Source organism: Micromonospora sp. BL1 (assembly GCF_003667485.1).
Taxonomy (GTDB): domain Bacteria; phylum Actinomycetota; class Actinomycetes; order Mycobacteriales; family Micromonosporaceae; genus Micromonospora; species Micromonospora tulbaghiae.
In genome coordinates this window covers 20,963-39,009 of record NZ_RCVK01000290.1, presented here as the reverse complement: position 1 = coordinate 39,009, position 18,047 = coordinate 20,963, and the positions used below count along the sequence as shown (strand labels likewise).

Here is an 18,047-nt window from a genome sequence, read left to right as displayed (position 1 = left end):
GGGCAGGGCAGGGCAGGGCAGCGGGACGAGTGGGTCAGGGGTGCGGGACGTGGGTGGCGAGGACTCGGAGGGTTTCGGCGGTGGCTACGGCGTCGCTACGAGCGCTGCCGTGCCGGCCGTCGCTGCTGTACAGCGACGGGTCGGCCACCAGCGGGTGGTCGGTCAGGTGGACGTGCAGCGTGCCCAGCCGTTCGGCCACGCCCCGGGTGTGCCGGGACAGCCGGCGCATCCGCTCGCCCAGGCCCGCGCGTAGCGCGTCCGGCACCGCCGGGCTGTGCGACACGTCGAACATGCCCACCGTGATCACGTCCGCTCCCGCCTCCCGCAACGCGGCGATCATCGCGGTCAGCTCGGCGTCGACCGCGTCCGGGTCGTAGGCGGACCGGAACGCGTCGTTGCCGCCGCACACCACCAGGGCGAGGTCCGGTGCGAAGGCCAGCGCGTCGGCGAGCTGCGTGGCCCGCACCTCGTGTGCCCGCAGCCCGCGCCGGCCCAGGTTCAGGTAGGCCAGCTCCGGCCGGATCGCGCGCAGCTCGGCCGCGATCCGGTCGGCCCACTGGAGGTCGGGGTAGCCGTCGGCCGGCTCGCACAGCCCTTCCGCGACGCTGTCGCCCAGCACCACGAACCGCTGCCACGGGTGCCCGCGCAGCAGTTCGGCGGCCTCTCCGGGCCGCAGGCACCACGGGTCCGTCGCCTCGGTCAACGTCGATGGCATGCCCGGCAGGCTAACCGAGCGTCCCGTGCGGGGAAAGAGGCTCAGGGCAGCAGGGCCAGCAGCTCCCCGGGCCGGGTCAGGCTGAGGTCGGCCGGCTCGTCGGGGTCGTACTGGTGACCCCAGGCGGCGGCCACCGCCACCGCGCCGCTGTGCCGGGCGGCGCGTACGTCAAGTGGCGAGTCGCCCACGTACGCGGCGCGGCCGGGTGGCACGCCGAGCCGGCGGCAGGCGGCCTCCACGCCGTCGGGCGCCGGTTTGGGGCGCTCGACCTGGTCGCCGCCGAGGACGACCTCGAAGTGATCGAGCAGGCCGGCCCGGGCGAGCAGGATCTCGGCGGCGCGGTGGCTCGCGCCGGTGAACACGCCGACCGGCACCCGGGCGGCGATCTCCGCGAGGGCGTCCGCGACGCCGGGGTAGACGCGTACCCGCCCGGCGAGCGCGTCCAGCTCGGCGTGGTAGCGGTCCAGGTCGTCGCCGGAGGCCGGCCGGCGCAGCAGCTGCGTCAGCAGGTCCGCCGGGGAGCCGATCGAGTAGCCGGCGATGACCTCGGCGTCGGTGTACGACGGGCCGCCTCCGGCGCGCACCGCCGCCCGGTAGGCCGCGGGCACCACCGCGTGCGACTCGACGAGCGTGCCGTCCATGTCGAAGACGATCGCGTCCACCGGGCCGGTCACGCGTTCTCCGCCCGGTGCGCCGTGGCGAGCCGCTTCGGTGCGCGTGCGTACCACGCCTCGGTGACCAGCTCGGTCAGCTCGTCCATGTCGATCCGGTCGAGCCGCACCAGCACCGCCGGGTAGCCGTCGAAGTGCGGCGTGGTGAAGTAGACCGCCGGGTCGTCGGCGATCAGCGCCTCCTTGGCGCCCAGGTCGGGCACCCGGACGCCGAGGATCGGGCTGTCGGGCGCGGCCTCGCCGAGCGCCTCGATGTCACCGCGGCGCAGCGGCCGTTCCCAGACGAACATCTTGTCGCGTACCCGCCAGGCGGGCAGGTCGTCGTGCGAGCCGCGCTCGGTGGTCTCGGGCAGGGCCAGCGCGATGCGCCGCACGTCGTCCCAGGTCGCCATGGCCCCGACCCTACCGAAACCCCCCGACACGACGGCTCAGACCGGCGTGGGCGTGGCCGGTTCCGCGGCCGGGCGCCGGGACGCGCGGGTCAGCAGCAGCGGCCCGACGGTCAGCACCAGGCAGACGCCCGACATCACCAGCAGCGCCGGGGTCAGGTCGAGCAGCGCCACCGACCAGCCGCCGAGCAGCGCGCCGACGGGCAGGCCGAGGAACGCCACCGACCCGGAGATGCCCAGCACCCGGGTCTGCAGCTCGCCCGGCACCCGCTGGTAGAGCGCCGCGCCGAGCAGCGGGTTCACCGCCGCGATGCCGATGCCGGACAGGAACGTCACCACGAGCACCACGACCAGGTCGTCGCTGAGCGCCAGCGCGAGCAGCCGGGGCGCGCCGCTGAGCGTCAGCCCCAGCGCGAACGTCGTCCCGGCCGGCAGCCGCGTGCCGACCACTGTGAACAGCAGGTTGCCCAGCAGCGCGCCGGCCGAGAAGACGCCCAGCAGCAGGCCGAACCCGGCCGGGTCGCCGAGCACCTCGTTGACCCACAGCGGGATCCAGACCGCGACGCTGGCGTTGGCGAACATGTTGGACACCGAGACCACGATCAGCATGGTCATCAACGTCCGGTCGGTGCGCAGGTACGCGAAGCCGCCGCGCAGCGCCCGCAGGTACGGCTCCCGGGGCGCCGGTTGCGCCGGTGCGGGCGGCCGGACCAGCACGCCGATCAGCAGCGCGCAGACCGCGAACGTGGCCGCGTCGATCCAGATGGCCCGGGTCAGCCCGACCCAGTCGATGAGCAGCCCGCCGAGCACCGCGCCGAACAGCGTCATGCCGCGGGCCAGGCCGTCGTAGGCGCTGGTGAGCCGGATCAGCGGCACCCCGGCCCGCTCGGCGGCCGGCTTGAACAGCACGTGCTTGACCCGGTCGCCGATGCCGCGCAGCCCGCCGGCGATCGCCACCAGCACCAGCAGGGTGCCGAAGCCGAGCCAGGGCGCCAGCGCCACCACGGCCATCGCGACGGCGCTGGCCGCGTCCACGAACACCGAGGTACGGCGTACCCCGAACCGGTCCGCCCACGGGGTCGCCAGCGCGCTGGAGAGCATGTACGGAAGCGTCTCCGCCGCCGCGACGAGCCCCATCTTGGTGGGGCTGCCGGTGGTCTCCAGCACGAGCCAGGGGATGGCGACAACCGAGATCCGGGTGCCGAGGTTGGACAGCAGGTCGGCGCCGACCAGGGTGTACAACTCCCGGCGCGGGTTCACGCCGGACTGCCGATCGGGTCGGCGCCGGCCGGGTGTCCGGCGGCGTACCGGGCCCGCAACGCGCGCTTGTCGACCTTCGCGGACCGGTTCAGCGGCAGCGCGTCGACGAACTCGACGGCGCCCGGTGCCCAGGTCTCGCTGAGTTCCCGGACCACGAGCGCGATCAGCTCCTCGCCGGTCACCGACGCGCCCGGTGCCGGCACCACGTACGCGTGCGGCAGCTCCCCGGCCACCGGGTCCGGTACGCCGATCACGGCGGCGGCGCGTACCTCGGGGTGGCCCGCGAGCACGTCCTCGATCGGGCGCGAGTAGATCGGCCAGCTGCGCTGCCGGGTGAGGATCCGGTCCTGTAACCGGTCGACCAGGTAGAGGAAGCCGTCGGCGTCGAGGTGACCGATGTCGCGGGTGCGGACCCAGCCGTCGACGAGCGTCTCGGCGGTCAGCTCCGGCTGACCGTGGTAGCCGGCGAAGCTCAGCTTGGTGCGTACCCACACCTCGCCGTCCTCGCCGGCCGGCAGCACCCGCCCGTCGGCGTCGCGGATCTGGACCGAGACGTCCCCGTACGGGCGGCCGCAGGAACGCAGCCGCTCCGGGTGCTCCGGGTCCTCGGTGAGGCCGGGCAGCGCGCAGATGACGACCGCCTCGCTGAGCCCGTACACGATGCGCAGGCACGGGCCGAAGCGGGCGATGGCCTGGCGCAGCCGGGCCGGCGCGGCGGGCCCGGCGCCCACGTTGAACATGAACATGGCGGAGAAGTCGGCGCCCGGCAGGTCGGGGTGGTCGAGCACCTCGTAGAGCATCGGCGGGGTGACGAACGTGGAGGTGAGCCGCTCGGCGTCCACGGTGGCGATGAACGCGGCCGGGTCCCACTGCTCGCGCAGGAACAGCACGCCGCCGGTGAACAGGTTGAACAACGTGGTGATCTGGCCGCTGGCGAGCCACATCGGGGAGTGCGACAGGTGCCGCAGCAGCGGGAACCCGGCGCCCCGGAAGTCGGCGGCGAGCGCGAGCACCTGCCGGTAGAAGCTCTCCCGGTGGTGCACCAGCTTCGGCGTGCCGGTGGTGCCGCTGGTCTGCAGGAACGACTCGGGCGCGGGCACCTCGGCGGGCAGTTCCACGGCCGGCCCGGCGGCCTCGGCGGTCAGGTCCGGTCCGGCGCCGCCGGGGCCGAGGCAGAGCACCGGTACGCCGGCCAGGCCCGCCGCGACCTGCACCGCCTGCGCGTCCCGTGGGTCGTACACGAACGCCTCCGGCGCGGACAGCGCGACGAACTCGTCGACCTCCCGCCGGGAGGTCACCGGGGCGACCCACATGCTCCGGCAGCCGAGCAGGTGCAGGGCCAGTTGCAGCAGCGGACCGTCGATCGTGTTGCCGAGCATCACCAGCACCGCGGCGCCGGGGCGTACCCCGTGACGGCGCAACGCGGCGGCCAGGCCGCGCACTTCGGCGGCCACCCGGGGGTAGGTGAGGCGGCGTCCGCCGCCGACGAGCGCCTCCCGGTCGCCGAACCCGGCGAACAGCTCCAGCGCCTCGTGCACGTAGTTCGGCCGGTTGGTCATCGGGCAGCCCCCATCATGGTCCGCGAGCGGCGTCCGGCCAGGTCAGGGCCGGGACAAGACGGCAGGTGCCAGGGTCGGCGACCGCACCGCCGCCAGCCCCGAGCCTAGGCAGCCGCGGTCCACGGCGGACAGAGCCGATCGTCGCTGCGTCACGTCCCCCGGGCATTTGATCATGTCGATCAGGTTGATTGACGCTCGTCACGGCCGGAAGCTAGTTTCCGGTCCATCGCCCGGGCCGGTGCCGCCGACCGCGTCACGCCCGGGGCTGCCGACCATGGAGGATCGATGCCGACCCCGAAGAGATGGCACGTCATAGCTTCCGCCGTAACGCTGCTGATCGCCGCCACCCCGGCGGTCACCGCGAGCGCCGGCCCGACCGGGAACGACCGCGCCGGGCACGGGCGCGCCGAGTGGGCCGGAACCTGGGCCGCGGCGGTGACCCGCGGGAACAACGTGGGCCTGACCGAGACCGGCCTGAACAACCAGAGCATCCGGATGACCGTGCAGACCTCGGTCGGCGGGCCGCGCCTGCGGGTGCGGCTGACCAACCTGTACGGCCAGCAGGCCGTCCAGGTCGGCCGCGCCACGATCGCCCGGCCGAACACCACCACTCCCGACGACCTGTCCGACATCGTCCCGGCGAGCGTCCGCCAGCTGACGTTCTCCGGCGCCGGGTCGGCGACCATCAACAAGGGCGCCGAGCTGCTCAGCGACCCGGTGGCCTTCCCGGTGGCCGAGCAGGAGGACCTGGTGGTCACCCTGTACTTCCCGGTGCTCACCGGACCGGTGACGTTCCACGGCCAGTCCAAGGTCACCAACTTCATCGGCGCCACCGACCTCACCTCGGCGGCCGACGGCGCGGGCTTCACCATCCGGCCCAACTGCTGCTGGATGTTCCTGTCCGGCATCGACGTGGAGCGCAAGGTCACGCCCGGTTCGGTGGTGGTGCTGGGCGACTCCATCGGCGACGGCAACGGCAGCACCGTCAACGCCGACCGTCGTTGGCCGGACTTCCTGGCCGAGCGGCTGATCGACGCCCGCCCGGAGCCGCGTACGCCGGGTGTGCTCAACCTCAGCCTGGCCGGCAACCGGCTCAACCACGAGGGCACCGAGCCCGGCGCGGGCGGATTCCCCGGCTACTACGAGCTCGGCCCGAACGCGCTGGCCCGGCTCAACGAGGACGTGTTCCCGCAGACCGGGGTGCGTACCGTCATCACCCACCTGGGCATCAACGACATCTGGATGAACGGCGACAGCCCGGAGGCGATCATCGCCTCGCTGCGCCAGCTCAACCGGCAGGTCCAGGCGCGCGGCCTGACCAGCATCGCCGGCACGCTCATGCCGTACGAGGGCAACGGCGGCCCGGGTGTGTGGACGCCGGAGAAGGACGCCACCCGGCAGGCCGTCAACACCTGGCTGCGCGGGCCGGGGCGGGCCGAGTTCGACGGCGTCGTCGACTTCGATGCGGTGATGCGCGATCCGGCCCAGCCGAGCCGGCTGCTGCCGGCGTACGACTCGGGTGACCACATCCACCCGAACGACACGGGCGCTGCGGCCATGGCGAACGCCGTGCCACTGAAGCTGCTCGGACTGTGACACCGGGCGGGGGCGGCGGTCGACACGACGCCGCCCCCGCCGCCGTTTCCTGGGGAGGAAGAGACAGTGGACGTCAGCGAGATCCTGACCGGGCTCTACAGCGAGCAGGGCCGGCAGAACCCGTATCCCTTCTACGCGGCCCTGCACGAGCACGGGCCGATCAACGCCGTACCGGCCCGGGCCGAGCACAGCACCGTGAGCGCGGTGGCCGGCGGGTACGACATCGTGGACCAGATCCTGCGCGACCCCGGCTGGTACAAGGGCTTCCCGCCCGGCTGGGAGGAGCAGGAGATCCTGCGCACGTTCCTCACCTCGATGATGTTCGTCAACCCGCCGGACCACACCCGGATGCGTGCGGTGTTCGCCAGGACGTTCACCCCGCGCCGCCTCGGCGCGCTGGAGCCGGTGATCGAGCGGATCGTCGCCGAACGCCTGGACCACATGGCCGAGGTGGGTGCGGACGGTCACGAGGTGGACTTCGTGGCCGACTTCGCGTACCCGGTCCCGGCGCTGGTGATGGCCGAGTTCATCGGTCTGCCCGCGGCCGACCTGTCCTGGTACCGGCAGCGGGTCGACTGGATCGACGAGTACATGGACGTGTCCGGCAAGACGCCGGAGCGGCTGGCCCGGGCCAACCAGGCCGCCGAGGAGCTGCGCGTCTACTACCGGGACCTGATCGCCCACCGGCGCCGCACGCCCGGCCACGACCTGATCAGCGGGCTGGTCGAGGTGCTCGACGCGGGCGGCGTCGACCTCACCGAGGAAGAGTTGATCAGCAACCTGATCGTGCTGTTCAACGCCAGCTTCGTCACCACCGTCTACATGTTCAGCAACGGCCTGCCGCTGCTGCTGGACCACCCGGACGTGACCGCCGCGCTGCCCGGCGACGACGAACTGGCCCGCGGCTGCGTGGAGGAGGTGCTGCGGATGGAGAGCCCGGTGCACTTCCTGGCCCGCTCCGCCCCGGCCGGCGTCGACCTCGGCGGCGTCCCGGTCGACCGCGACGACAACGTGCTGCTGCTGATCGCCGCCGCCAACCGCGACCCGGCCCGGTTCCCCGACCCGGACCGCTTCGACCCGCGCCGCGACGGCCCGCCGTCGCTGGCCTTCGGTGTCGGGCTGCACTTCTGCCTCGGGTCGGCGGTGTCCCGGCTGGAGGGCCGCCTGGCGCTGCCGCGCCTGTTCGCGCGTTTCCCCCGGCTCGCCGTCACCCAGCCCTACACGTACAGCGGGAGCCTGTTCCTGCGCGGTATCGACAAACTCTTCGTCACCACCGGGGAGGCCGGATGACACTCGATCCGCAGGTGGTCGCGTGGCGGGCCGCGCGGGCCGCCGCCGGCACCGTGCCGCTCTACACCCAGACCCTCGCCGAGGCCCGCGCCGCCGACCTCGCCGCGATCCGCGCCGGCTCCGGCCCGGTCGAGCCGGTCGCCGAGGTACGCGACACGACGGTGCCCGGCCCGGGCGGGCCGCTGCCGGTGCGGATCCACCGGCCGGACGGCGACGGGCCGCTGCCCACGCTCGTCTACTTCTTCGGTGGCGGCTGGACGCTCGGCAGTGTCAACACGGCCGACGGGATCTGCCGGCGGCTGGTCAACCTCACCGGCGCCCAGACCGTGACGGTCGGCTACCGGCTCGCCCCGGAGCATCCGTTCCCGGCGGCGGTGGAGGACTGCCACGCCGCGCTGCGGCACCTCGCCGCGCACGCCGCCGAGTTCCGCGTGGACCCGGACCGGCTGGCGGTGGGCGGCGACAGCGCGGGCGGGAACCTTGCCGCCGCGGTCACGCTGCTGGCGCGCGCCGACGGCGGCCCCCGGCTCGCCGCCCAGCTGCTGGTCTACCCGAACACCGACCAGCGGCCCGGGCACCGGCCCGGCGACGACGAGGACCCGATGCTGTTCAACAGGCACTCGGTGGGGTGGTACCGCGGCCACTACCTGGCCGACCCCGGCGACGCGGCCCACCCGCTCGCGTCGCCGCTGCTCGCCGAGGACCTGTCCGGCCTGCCTCCGGCGCTCGTGGTCACCGCCGGGTACGACCCGCTGTGCGCCGAGGGCGAGCGGTACGCGTCCCGGCTGCGTGAGGCGGGCGTGCCCACCGAGACGGCCCACTACCCGGGGATGGTGCACGGGTTCTTCGCGATGCCCGGCGTGTTCGACGCGGGCCGCCAGGCCCAGGAGCGGGCCGCGGCCTTCCTGCGCCGCGCATTCGGGCTCGACCCGGCGCCCGCCCGGGCGGCGACGGTTGCCGACCATGGCTGACCCGCCGGACGGGTTCGTGCCGCCGGCCAGCCTGGCCGAGTTCGCCGCGCCGGCCCGGGCGGTCCTCCCGGCCGACGTGTGGGACTTCGTCGACGGTGGCAGCGGCACCGAGACCGCGCTGGCCGCGAACCGGGCCGCGCTGGACCGGGTGGCGGTGCTGCCCCGGATGCTGGCCGGGGTGGACGACCCGTCCACCGAGGCGGCGCTGCCCGGCGGCCGGGCCGCGTTGCCGGTGGCCGTGGCGCCGATGGCGTACCAGCGGCTGCTGCACCCCGACGGCGAGCCGGCGCTCGCGGCGGCGGCCCGCGCGGCGGGCGTGCCCTACGTGGCGAGCACGCTGTCCAGCACGCCGATCGAGGAGATCGCGGCGACCGGCGCGACGGTGTGGTTCCAGCTCTACTGGCTGCGCGACCGGGCCCTGGTGGCCGACCTGCTCGACCGGGCGGAGGCGGCCGGCTGCGCGGCGGTGATGGTCACGGTGGACGTGCCGGTGCTCGGGCGGCGTCTGCGCGACGCCCGTAACGGCTTCGCGCTGCCGCCGCACGTCACCGCCGCGAACCTGCCCGGCGGCCGGGACGACCTGGCGCACCAGGGCACCCCGGGCGTCTCGGCGGTGGCGGTGCACACCGGCGCGGTGTTCGCCCCGGCGCTGAGCTGGGCGGACCTGGAGTGGCTGCGCGAGCGTACCCGGGTGCCGTTGCTCGTCAAGGGCATCCTGGACCCGCGCGACGCGGTCCGCGCGGCGGACGCCGGCGTCGACGCCGTGGTGGTCTCCAACCACGGCGGACGCCAGCTCGACGCCGCCCCGGCCAGCGCGGCCATGCTGCCCGAGGTGGTCGGCGCGGTCGACGGGCGGTGCGCGGTGCTGCTGGACAGCGGCGTCCGCAGCGGCGTCGACGTGCTGCGCGCGCTGGCGCTCGGCGCGGACGGCGTGCTGCTGGGCCGGCCGCTTCTCTGGGCGCTCGCGGCGGGCGGCCGGGCCGGTGCCGAGGCGGCGCTGGCGCTGCTCGCGGCGGAACTGCGCGACGCCCTCATCCTCAGCGGCTGCCCCGACCCGGCCTCGGCCCGGCGGCTGCGTACCCGGATCGGAGGCTGACGTGGAGCCCGTCGACCTGGCCGTCACGGCGCTGCACGGCAGCGTCGGCGACCCGGCGCTGAACTCGATGAACTTCCTCAACGAGGTGGCGCAGCACTACCCGGACGCGGTGTCGCTGGCGGCCGGGCGGCCGTACGAGGAGTTCTTCGACTCGGCGCTGCTGCACACGCACCTGGACCGCTTCCGCCGCCACCTCGCCGAGGAGGTCGGGCTGGACCGGGCCGGTGTGGACCGGACGCTGTTGCAGTACGGCCGCACCAAGGGCGTCGTGCACCATCTGATCGCCCGGCACCTCGCCGTGGACGAGGGGCTCACCGTCGACCCGGAGTCGATTGTGGTGACAGTCGGCTGCCAGGAGGCGATGTTCCTGGTGCTGCGAGCGCTGCGGGCCGGCCCGGCCGACGTGCTGTTCGCGGTGGCGCCCACCTACGTCGGGCTCACCGGCGCGGCCCGCCTGGTCGACCTGCCGGTACGCCCGGTGGCCGGCGGGCCCGACGGCGTCGACCTGGACGACCTGCGCGCCGGGCTGCGCCGGGCCCGGGCGGAGGGGCTGCGGCCTCGCGGCTGCTACGTGATGCCCGACTTCGCCAACCCGTCCGGGGTCAGCATGGACACCGCGCAGCGGCGGCGGTTGCTGGACCTGGCCGCCGAGGAGGACCTGCTGCTGATCGAGGACAACCCGTACGGCCTGTTCCCGGCCGACGGCACCGCGCGGCGGCCCACGCTGAAGGCGCTGGACACCGCCCGCCGGGTGGTCTACCTCGGCTCGTTCGCCAAGACCGTGCTGCCGGGCGCCCGGGTCGGCTACGTGGTGGCCGACCAGCGGGTGGGGGAGGCCGACGGCACCGCGGTCCCGTTCGCCGACCACCTCGCGAAGATCAAGAGCATGGTCACGGTGAACACGTCGCCGATCAGCCAGGCGGTGATCGGCGGCGCGCTGCTCGCGCACGACTGCTCGCTGGTGGCCGCGAACACCAGGGAGCGGGCCGCGTACGCCCGCAACCTGCGCCACCTGGTCGACGGCCTGGCCCGGCGCTTCCCGGCCGGCGGGCCGGTCTCCTGGACCGTCCCGGCGGGCGGGTTCTTCGTGGTGGTGAGCGTGCCGTTCGCCGTCGACGACGCGCTGCTGCACCGCTCGGCGCGCGAGTACGGCGTGCTCTGGACCCCGATGGCGCACTTCTACGACGCGGGCACACCGGTGAACGCGCTGCGGTTGTCGGTGAGTGCTGTCACACCGGAGTCCATCGATCTGGGTCTGGACCGGCTGGCCGCGCTGGTCACGGACACCATGCCGGACGACGTGACGCCGGAGTGTCAGGGTTCCGCCACAGCGCGTGTTTCCTGACGCCGTCGCTCTGTTGATAATGGACGAATGGTTGCCTGGGAGTACGCGTTGCTCGTTCGTCGGTATCAGGGTCAGGGTCGCAATTTCCACGTCTCGTTCGTGTGGTACGGCCCGGACGGGTCACGCACCGACGTGACCGCGTACGGCGACACCGCGATCGCGCATCTCAACCGGGTCGGCCGGGAGGGGTGGGAGCTGGTCTCCGCCGCCGAGGACGTGAACAACGTGCAGGGCAGCACCGAGGTCCACCGCTACCACCTGAAGCGCCCGCTGCGCTGACCCCGTAACCGCCGGCGCCCCGGGAGAACGATCTCCCGGGGCGCCGGCGTCACGACTGTCAGCCCAGGTCCACGGCGGGGTAGAGCGGGAACGGCGTGAGCAGGTCGGCGGCCTGCTTGCCGACGGACTCGGCGACGGCCGGGTCCAGCACGTACTTCGCCTTCGACGGCGCGCCGTCCGGGCCGGTGCCCGGCGTGGTCTGGCTGAGCACGGTGTGGATCAGCTCGGCGGTGGCGTCCATCTCGGCGGCGCCGAGCCCTCGGGTGGTCAGCGCCGGGGTCCCGATGCGGATGCCCGAGGTGTACCAGGCGCCGTTCGGGTCCTGCGGCACCGAGTTGCGGTTGGTGACGATGCCCGAGTCCAGCAGCGCCTGCTCGGCCTGCCGGCCGGTCAGGCCGTACCCGGACACGTCGATGAGCACCAGGTGGTTGTCGGTGCCGCCGGTGACCAGCGTGGCGCCCCGGCGCAGCAGCCCGTCGGCGAGCGCCTGCGCGTTGTCCACGATCCGCTGGGCGTAGTCGGCGAAGTCGGGGCGGCGCGCCTCGGCCAGCGCGACCGCCTTGGCGGCCATCACGTGCGGCAGCGGCCCGCCGAGCACCATCGGGCAGCCCCGGTCGACCTGGTCGGCCAGCTCCGGGCCGCAGAGCACCATGCCGCCGCGCGGGCCCCGCAGCGACTTGTGCGTGGTCGTGGTGACGATGTGCGCGTGCGGCACCGGGTCGAAGTCGCCGGTGAACACCTTGCCGGCGACCAGCCCGGCGAAGTGCGCCATGTCGACCATGAACGTGGCGCCGACCGAGTCGGCGATCTCCCGCATGATCCGGAAGTTGACCTTCCGCGGGTACGCGGAGTAACCGGCGACCAGGATCAGCGGCTTGAACTCGCGGGCCGCCTCGGCCACCCGGTCGTAGTCGATCAGGCCGGTGGCCGGGTCGGTGCCGTAGCTGCGCTGGTCGAACATCTTGCCGGAGATGTTCGGCCGGAAACCGTGCGTGAGGTGCCCGCCGGCGTCCAGCGACATGCCGAGCATCCGCTGGTTGCCCAGCTCGCGGCGCAGCGCGAACCAGTCGGCCTCGGTGAGGTCGTTGACCTGCCGCGCCTGCGCCTTGCGCAGCGCGGGGGACTCGACCCGGTCGGCCAGGATCGCCCAGAACGCGACCAGGTTGGCGTCGATGCCCGAGTGCGGCTGCACGTACGCGTGGGACGCGCCGAACAGCTCCCGGGCGTGCTCGGCGGCGAGCGCCTCGACGGTGTCGACGTTCTGGCAGCCGGCGTAGAACCGGCGCCCGACGGTGCCCTCGGCGTACTTGTCGCTGAACCAGTTGCCCATGGCCAGCAGCGTCGCGGGGGAGGCGTAGTTCTCGCTGGCGATGAGCTTGAGCGACTCGCGCTGGTCGGCCAGTTCCGCGGCGATGGCGTCGGCCACGCGCGGCTCGACGCCGCGGACGACCTCCAACGCGCTGCGGAAGGCGGTGGACTCGGCGTTGCGCGACATGCGACCTCCAGGTGACGTGCGGAAGGCCCAGGCGCTCGGCATGCGTCCTCATGACGAGGCCGCTCCCCGATGGTGCTCCATCTCCACGCGCCAGTCACGGCCCGTGCCGATCCTACCGGCCCGGCCGGGACCTGCGGGGTTGGGCCGCCCGTCCCGGGGCACACCGTGGGGGAGGCCGGCCCCGACCCGGCCCGGGGGAGAGGAGACACGACCATGACCACACCGAGCACCGGACGGCCGCTCGCCGTGGTGACCGGCGCGTCCAGCGGCATCGGGTACGAGCTGGCGGTCCAGTTCGCCGAGCACGGGTACGACGTGGTGGTCGCCGCCGAGGACGCGGCGATCGAGCGCGCGGCGGGCGACCTGCGGCGCGACGGCGGCCCGGAGGTGTACCCGGTCCAGGTGGACCTGGCCACGCCCGAGGGCGTACGGCGGCTGGCCGGGGAGGTGACCGGCCTGGGCCGCCCGGTCGACGCGCTGGCGCTCAACGCCGGCCGGGGCGCGGGCGGGGACTTCGTCGGCGGCACCGACCTGGCCGACGAGCTGACAGTGATCGACCTGAACGTCCGCTCGACGGTGCACCTGGCCAAGCTGCTGCTGCCGGACATGGTCCGCCGGGGCGCCGGGCGGGTGCTGTTCACCTCGTCCATCGCCGCCACCATGCCCGGGGCGTACCAGGCGGTCTACAACGCCTCGAAGTCGTTCGTGCAGTCCTTCGCCGAGGGGGTGCGCAACGAGCTGAAGGACAGCGGCGTCACGGTGACCTCGCTGATGCCCGGCCCGACCGACACCGAGTTCTTCGACCGGGCCGACATGGAGGACACCCGGGTCGGCCAGGGGCGCAAGGACGACCCCCGCAAGGTGGCCGAGGACGCGTTCGAGGCGCTGATGAAGGGGGAGCACAAGGTCGCCGCCGGCTCGCTGGTCAACAAGATCCAGGTGGCCGCCGGCAAGATCGTCCCGGATCGGCTGAAGGCGCAGCAGCACCGGAAGATGGCCGAGCCCGGCTCGGGCGACTGAGCACCGACGCGAGCGGGACCGCCCCGACGGAAAGGGGCGGTCCCGCTCGCGTTCCGGGCCCGGTGTCAGGCGACCACGGCGTCCAGCGACTTCTTCAGCGCCTTCGGAGCGGTCGGCGTCTTCGGCGCCTTCGGCCGCAGGTCGAGCATCCGCTGGCCGATCTCCTGGAGCTGGTTACGGCCGAGTGCCTCGCGCACCTTCGGGAACCACTCCTGCTCCTCCTCCTCGACGTGGTGCAGCACGTTCTCGATCAGCACCGTCGTCTTGGCGTTGAAGCGCTCGTCGTCGGCGTCCATGGTGAACAGCTCGAAGCAGAGCACGTCCGCGACGTGGTGCTCCTCGTACGACTCCAGGATGTCGTCCTCGACGTCGGGCACCAGCTTGCGGACCTCCGGGTACATCACCTCGTTCTCCAGGTAGGTGTGCACCGTGAGAGCTTCGAGGATCTGCCCGACGATCTTCCCGCGCTTGCTCGCCGGTCCCTCCTCGGCCTCCTGGAAGGCCTTGAACAGGCGGCGGATCTCCTTGTGGTCCTCCTTGAGCAGGACGATCGCGTCGGTGGACACCGGTTACCTCCTAAGTCGGCTGACGGTGCCCCCCTACCCGGTGCCCGACCAGGACAAACAGACCGGGCCCGGCGTGATCGCCGGGCCCGGTCCACGCGGGTCTGGGTTACTTCACCGCGTTGTACGCGTCCACGACGCCGGCGCCGTAGAACCCGTTGCGGTTCCCGCCGGAGCAGGTCGCGTCGTACGCGTTCGGGCCCGCCGGGATCAGCGGCACCGGGTTGTAGACGCCCGACGGGCAGGACTTCGCCACCGCCGTGCGCTCCAGGAACGAGGCCAGCTGGCCGGGGTTCATGCCCGGGTGCGCGGACAGCGCCAGCGCCGCGACGCCGGTGGCGTGCGGGCTGGACATCGAGGTGCCCTGCTTGTAGCCCCACCCGTTGGTGCGGGTGGCGGTGTTGAAGGTGGTGGACAGGATGCCGTCGGCGGACGTCGAGACCGCGCCCCGGGTCCGGAACCGGGTGTCGCCACCCGGCGCGGTCACGTCGATCACGCCCTGGCCGTACGAGGAGTAGTAGCTCTTCTCACCGGTCGGGCCGACCGCGGCGACCGTCACCACGCCCGGCGCCTCGGCCGGTAGGACCAGGCAGGCGTTGGTGAGGTTCTCGCGGTCCTCCGGCGTGCCGTTGTTCGGGCTGCCGGTGTCGGTGATCTTGTGGGCCAGGTCCCAGTTCGAGTTGCCGGCCGACGAGACGTGCAGCACGCCCTGGGACTGCGAGTAGCGCAGGGCCCGCTGCACGGCCTTCCACACCGGGCGCTGGCGGGCGTCGTTGCGGCAGTTCAGCTGCCACGGGTCGATGTAGTAGCTGTTGTTGGTGAGCTGGAAGCCGTGCTCGGCGGCCCACATGAACCCGCAGACCGCGGCCTCCGGGAAGATGTAGCCGTCGTCGTTGACCACCTTGACGGCGGCGACCTTCACACCCGGCGCGACGCCGGTGACCCCGGCGCCGTTGACGGCGGCGGCGATGGTGCCCGCCACGTGGGTGCCGTGGTCGCTGGTGGTGGGGTTCCACGAGGCCTCGGCGGTGTTCGGGACACCGCCGACGCAGGAGGCGCTCTTGTCCCTGGCGATCTGGGTCGCCAGGTCCGGGTGGCTGCTGGAGATGCCGCTGTCCAGCACACCCACCACGACCGACGGGCTGCCGCCGGTCACCGCGTGCGCCTGCGGGACGCGGATCTGGTCCATGTCCCACTGAAGGTTGTAGAGCGGCTCGGCGGTCGGGTCGCCGGTGGCCGCGGCGACGGCGGCGGCCGGCACCTCGACCGTCTCGCCCTCGTCCAGGGCGGTGCCCAGGCCGGCGGTGGAGGCGACCGACTCGACGCCGGCGCCCGCCACCCGGGTGACGAAGTCCGGGGCGGACGAGCGCACGACCAGCACGCCGATCTTGTCGTACGCCGCCACCACGGTGCCGTCGGCGGCCGCCACCCGGGCGGCGGCCTTGGCGGTGCCGTTGCCCTGCGGGGCGAGCACCAGATACGAGGTCTCCGGTCCGGCGGCCGCGGCCGGCGACATGCCGCCGGTGAGGGCGAGCCCGGCGCCGAGCGTCACCGCGGACGCCGCGGCGAGTGTCTTGCGACGGAGATTGTTCACACAGACTCCCAGGGGTTCGTGCGGGTGGACCGCACCCCTGAACGGGCTGCGGTCCGGGCGGAGGCACGGCGAAGTACCGGCCTCGCCCGGACCAGCGCCGCCGCGCCCCCGGGTGTTACACCTCCCGCGCGCCCGTGAAGTCGATCGTCAGACGGTGGCGATCGTGTAGGGGATCTCGTCCAGCAGCTCCCGGGCGAGGAAGCCGATCCGCCCGTACCGGGGGACCAGCCGCTGCCCGCTCACCGCGTGCGCGAACGCCGCCCAGCAGGCCGCCTGCGCCGGGTCGGCACCCCGGGAGAGCAGGCCCGCGAGCAGCCCGGAGCGCACGTCGCCGCTGCCCGAGGTGCCCAGCCCGGCGTCCCCGCTCTCCTCCCGCCAGGCCCGGCCGTCCGGCGTCGCGATGTGCCCGTACAGCGACACGACCGCGTCGTACCGGCCGGCCAGTTCCACCGCCTCGGCGTCCAGGTCGTCGCCCGGATCGCGGCCCAGCAGGTGCTGGGCCTCGGTCAGGTTGGGCGTGAGCACCACCTTGCGGCCGGACCCGACCAGCAGATCCGGCGCGTGGCTGAGCGCACCGAGCGCGTACGCGTCGAGCACCAGCGCGGTCTCCCGCCCGGCCGCGTCCAGGACCAGGCGCAGCAGCTCCCCGGTGGCGTCGATGTCCTTCAGGCCGGGGCCGACGGCCACCACGTCCGCCTCGGCGACCAGCCCGCCGAGCAGGTCGCCCGGGTCGCCGCGTACCGCGCCGTCGTCGGTCTCCGGCAGGCCGACCACGAGCGCCTCGGGCACCTGGATGCTCAGCGACGGGGCCGTCGACTCGGCCGCGGCGAGCTGGAGCACGCCGGCCCCGGCCCGCAGCGCGGCCACCCCCGCCAGCAGCACCGCGCCGGGGGTGAACCGGGAACCGCCGACCACCAGCACGGTGCCGCGCGCCTCCTTGCCGCCGGTGGGCACCGGCAGCGCCCAGTCCCGCAGCAGCGCGGGGGTGATCACGTCAGACCGGCTCGGCATGGACCTCGTCCTCCCTGGTGGGTGTCGCCCCCTGGCGGTGCAGGTGGGTGACGTCGTTGAACACGTCCGGCACGAGCCGGCCGGAGTCGTCGGCGTGCCAGCCGGTGACCGAGCAGTTGGCGATCACGTGCTCGCGGGTCAGCGCCATCAGCTCCGCCTCGGTGAGCCCCTCCACCAGGTAGCGCAGCAGGAAGACCAGCGCGTCGTGGCCGAACAGCAGCACCCGGCCCCCGTCGTGGTCGCGGCGCAGGTCGCCCAGCAGCGCCCGCAGCCGCAGCGCCACGTCGGTCCAGGACTCGCCGCCGGGCGGCCGGTAGTAGAACTTGCCGAGCCGGGTACGCCGCTGCGCCTCCTCCGGGTAGCGCCGGGTCACGCCGTGGGCGGTGAGCCCGTCGAGGATGCCCAGCTCCCGGTCGCGCAGCCGCTCGTCGACGCTCGTCGGGATCCCGGTGCCGTCGAGCGCCAGCTCGGCCGTCCGGACCGCCCGCAGGTACGGCGACACCACCGCCACGTCCGGCCGTTGCGAGTCCGGCAGCCCGGCCAGCCAGCGGCCGGTCGCCTGTGCCTGCTCCTCACCGGTAGCCGACAGCGGCACGTCCGCGTCGCGGTGGGTGAGGTCGATCAGCTCGGCGCCGGACGTCTCGGCCGCCGTGGCCGCGACGTTCGCCGTGCTCTCGCCGTGCCGGACGATCCAGAGCGATGCCATCTCCGCCATGCGGCTCCCGGTACCCGGGCCCGGCCGGGGATAACCGCGCCGGACCGGCGACACACGGGCTGCGCGCCGTTGCATAGACGCGGCAGAATGTCCCACGACTCGGGACGACCCCGGGTCCGAGGGAGGGCGCGCATGTCGACGGTGGTGCGGGGTCTGCGGGAGGCGCTGGTGCTCTTCGTGATCGCCGCGGTGGTGATCGCCGCGGCGGTCGGCATCTGGGTGGCCGTCGGCGGCGGCGACTTCACGCACCGGGTGGGAGTGGCGTTCATGATCGTCGGCGCCGTGATCGGGATGACCGGTGACCTGACGCTGAGCCGCATCGGCATGCTGCCGGCCCGGTCCACGTTCGGCCTGGCGCCCGAGCGGGAGGACGGCGGCGGCGGGCGGGTGCTCACCGGCGTCGGCATCTTCCTGTTCGTCTCGGTGCCGCTGATCGTCGTCGGGGCGCTGCTGATCACCTGAGCACGTTGCCGGCCGT

General features: G+C 73.8%; 18 protein-coding genes and 1 riboswitch. Of the genes, 8 read left to right on the top strand and 10 right to left on the bottom strand.

Features of this window, described 5'->3' with window-relative positions; translation table 11 throughout:
* Positions 1 to 34 precede the first annotated feature (34 nt).
* Genes EAD96_RS21895 through EAD96_RS21875 form a run of 5 tightly spaced genes read right to left on the bottom strand, consistent with a single transcriptional unit; the run spans position 35 to position 4,594 of the window.
* Positions 35 to 715 carry an SGNH/GDSL hydrolase family protein gene (locus tag EAD96_RS21895; protein WP_120569640.1) on the bottom strand — a complete coding sequence of 227 codons (681 nt, stop codon included), beginning with the start codon at positions 713 to 715 and terminating at the stop codon, positions 35 to 37.
* 41 nt (positions 716 to 756) lie between these two features.
* On the bottom strand, positions 757 to 1,389 hold the full coding sequence (locus EAD96_RS21890) for an HAD family hydrolase (protein WP_121685613.1): 633 nt from the start codon (positions 1,387 to 1,389) through the stop codon (positions 757 to 759).
* Positions 1,386 to 1,778, bottom strand: coding sequence for an MmcQ/YjbR family DNA-binding protein (locus tag EAD96_RS21885; protein ID WP_120569642.1), 393 nt, complete (start codon positions 1,776 to 1,778; stop codon positions 1,386 to 1,388). The genes EAD96_RS21890 and EAD96_RS21885 overlap by 4 nt, the downstream gene beginning before the upstream one ends.
* 36 nt (positions 1,779 to 1,814) lie before the next feature.
* Positions 1,815 to 3,035, bottom strand: a complete 1,221-nt coding sequence (locus EAD96_RS21880; RefSeq protein WP_120569643.1) for an MFS transporter — start codon at positions 3,033 to 3,035, stop codon at positions 1,815 to 1,817.
* Positions 3,032 to 4,594 (bottom strand): class I adenylate-forming enzyme family protein, encoded by a 1,563-nt coding sequence (locus EAD96_RS21875; RefSeq protein ID WP_121685612.1) that lies wholly within the window; start codon positions 4,592 to 4,594, stop codon positions 3,032 to 3,034. The genes EAD96_RS21880 and EAD96_RS21875 overlap by 4 nt, the downstream gene beginning before the upstream one ends.
* A 312-nt stretch (positions 4,595 to 4,906) precedes the next feature.
* On the opposite strand from EAD96_RS21875, the gene EAD96_RS21870 reads away from it, so the two are divergent.
* From EAD96_RS21870 to EAD96_RS21845, 6 genes are all read left to right on the top strand, one after another.
* The gene (locus EAD96_RS21870) at positions 4,907 to 6,190 is read left to right on the top strand and encodes an SGNH/GDSL hydrolase family protein (protein ID WP_199733257.1); all 1,284 of its coding nucleotides are present in this window, start codon (positions 4,907 to 4,909) and stop codon (positions 6,188 to 6,190) included.
* Between the two features lie 66 nt (positions 6,191 to 6,256).
* Entirely contained in the window at positions 6,257 to 7,480 is a 1,224-nt protein-coding gene (locus EAD96_RS21865; protein WP_120569646.1) for a cytochrome P450, read from the top strand.
* Positions 7,477 to 8,451: an alpha/beta hydrolase gene (locus EAD96_RS21860; RefSeq protein WP_121685610.1), complete on the top strand. Its 975-nt coding sequence runs from the start codon at positions 7,477 to 7,479 to the stop codon at positions 8,449 to 8,451. Before EAD96_RS21865 ends, EAD96_RS21860 begins: the two co-directional genes overlap by 4 nt.
* A complete protein-coding gene (locus EAD96_RS21855; RefSeq protein ID WP_120569648.1) occupies positions 8,444 to 9,547 on the top strand; it encodes an alpha-hydroxy acid oxidase in 1,104 nt (367 codons plus the stop codon). The genes EAD96_RS21860 and EAD96_RS21855 overlap by 8 nt, the downstream gene beginning before the upstream one ends.
* A gap of 1 nt (position 9,548) precedes the next feature.
* Positions 9,549 to 10,892 (top strand): PLP-dependent aminotransferase family protein, encoded by a 1,344-nt coding sequence (locus EAD96_RS21850; RefSeq protein WP_120569649.1) that lies wholly within the window; start codon positions 9,549 to 9,551, stop codon positions 10,890 to 10,892.
* Between the two features lie 27 nt (positions 10,893 to 10,919).
* Complete coding sequence (locus tag EAD96_RS21845) at positions 10,920 to 11,171, top strand: hypothetical protein (RefSeq protein WP_013286617.1); 252 nt, start codon at positions 10,920 to 10,922, stop codon at positions 11,169 to 11,171.
* Between the two features lie 58 nt (positions 11,172 to 11,229).
* Here the strand turns inward: EAD96_RS21845 and EAD96_RS21840 are convergent, their stop codons facing one another.
* Entirely contained in the window at positions 11,230 to 12,666 is a 1,437-nt protein-coding gene (locus tag EAD96_RS21840) for a glycine hydroxymethyltransferase (RefSeq protein WP_013286616.1), read from the bottom strand.
* Between the two features lie 18 nt (positions 12,667 to 12,684).
* A riboswitch (ZMP/ZTP riboswitch) is annotated at positions 12,685 to 12,774 on the bottom strand.
* Positions 12,775 to 12,879: 105 nt separating this feature from the next.
* Between EAD96_RS21840 and EAD96_RS21835 the strand changes: the two genes are divergently transcribed.
* On the top strand, positions 12,880 to 13,686 hold the full coding sequence (locus EAD96_RS21835) for an SDR family oxidoreductase (protein WP_120569650.1): 807 nt from the start codon (positions 12,880 to 12,882) through the stop codon (positions 13,684 to 13,686).
* A 65-nt stretch (positions 13,687 to 13,751) separates the two neighbouring features.
* Here the strand turns inward: EAD96_RS21835 and EAD96_RS21830 are convergent, their stop codons facing one another.
* The 4 genes from EAD96_RS21830 to EAD96_RS21815 form a co-directional block, all read right to left on the bottom strand.
* Positions 13,752 to 14,252, bottom strand: coding sequence for a hemerythrin domain-containing protein (locus EAD96_RS21830; protein WP_120569651.1), 501 nt, complete (start codon positions 14,250 to 14,252; stop codon positions 13,752 to 13,754).
* 106 nt (positions 14,253 to 14,358) lie between these two features.
* A complete protein-coding gene (locus EAD96_RS21825) occupies positions 14,359 to 15,843 on the bottom strand; it encodes a S8 family serine peptidase (protein ID WP_120569652.1) in 1,485 nt (494 codons plus the stop codon).
* Between the two features lie 147 nt (positions 15,844 to 15,990).
* Entirely contained in the window at positions 15,991 to 16,854 is an 864-nt protein-coding gene (locus EAD96_RS21820; RefSeq protein WP_120569653.1) for an NAD(P)H-hydrate dehydratase, read from the bottom strand.
* Positions 16,838 to 17,569: a histidine phosphatase family protein gene (locus EAD96_RS21815; RefSeq protein ID WP_120569654.1), complete on the bottom strand. Its 732-nt coding sequence runs from the start codon at positions 17,567 to 17,569 to the stop codon at positions 16,838 to 16,840. The genes EAD96_RS21820 and EAD96_RS21815 overlap by 17 nt, the downstream gene beginning before the upstream one ends.
* Positions 17,570 to 17,701: 132 nt before the next feature.
* Here EAD96_RS21815 and EAD96_RS21810 point away from each other — a divergent pair, with 132 nt between their 5' ends.
* The gene (locus EAD96_RS21810; protein ID WP_091043629.1) at positions 17,702 to 18,031 is read left to right on the top strand and encodes a hypothetical protein; all 330 of its coding nucleotides are present in this window, start codon (positions 17,702 to 17,704) and stop codon (positions 18,029 to 18,031) included.
* Positions 18,032 to 18,047 lie beyond the last annotated feature (16 nt).

Bases quoted from the DNA above. Each gene is read 5' to 3' on its own strand.
- EAD96_RS21895 (WP_120569640.1), bottom strand. From the start codon at position 715: ATGCCATCGACGTTGACCGAGGCGACGGACCCGTGGTGCCTGCGGCCC.
- EAD96_RS21885 (WP_120569642.1), bottom strand. From the start codon at position 1,778: ATGGCGACCTGGGACGACGTGCGGCGCATCGCGCTGGCCCTGCCCGAG.
- EAD96_RS21875 (WP_121685612.1), bottom strand. From the start codon at position 4,594: ATGACCAACCGGCCGAACTACGTGCACGAGGCGCTGGAGCTGTTCGCC.
- EAD96_RS21860 (WP_121685610.1), top strand. From the start codon at position 7,477: ATGACACTCGATCCGCAGGTGGTCGCGTGGCGGGCCGCGCGGGCCGCC.
- EAD96_RS21855 (WP_120569648.1), top strand. From the start codon at position 8,444: ATGGCTGACCCGCCGGACGGGTTCGTGCCGCCGGCCAGCCTGGCCGAG.
- EAD96_RS21845 (WP_013286617.1), top strand. From the start codon at position 10,920: ATGGTTGCCTGGGAGTACGCGTTGCTCGTTCGTCGGTATCAGGGTCAG.
- EAD96_RS21840 (WP_013286616.1), bottom strand. From the start codon at position 12,666: ATGTCGCGCAACGCCGAGTCCACCGCCTTCCGCAGCGCGTTGGAGGTC.
- EAD96_RS21835 (WP_120569650.1), top strand. From the start codon at position 12,880: ATGACCACACCGAGCACCGGACGGCCGCTCGCCGTGGTGACCGGCGCG.
- EAD96_RS21820 (WP_120569653.1), bottom strand. From the start codon at position 16,854: ATGCCGAGCCGGTCTGACGTGATCACCCCCGCGCTGCTGCGGGACTGG.
- EAD96_RS21815 (WP_120569654.1), bottom strand. From the start codon at position 17,569: ATGGCGGAGATGGCATCGCTCTGGATCGTCCGGCACGGCGAGAGCACG.
- EAD96_RS21810 (WP_091043629.1), top strand. From the start codon at position 17,702: ATGTCGACGGTGGTGCGGGGTCTGCGGGAGGCGCTGGTGCTCTTCGTG.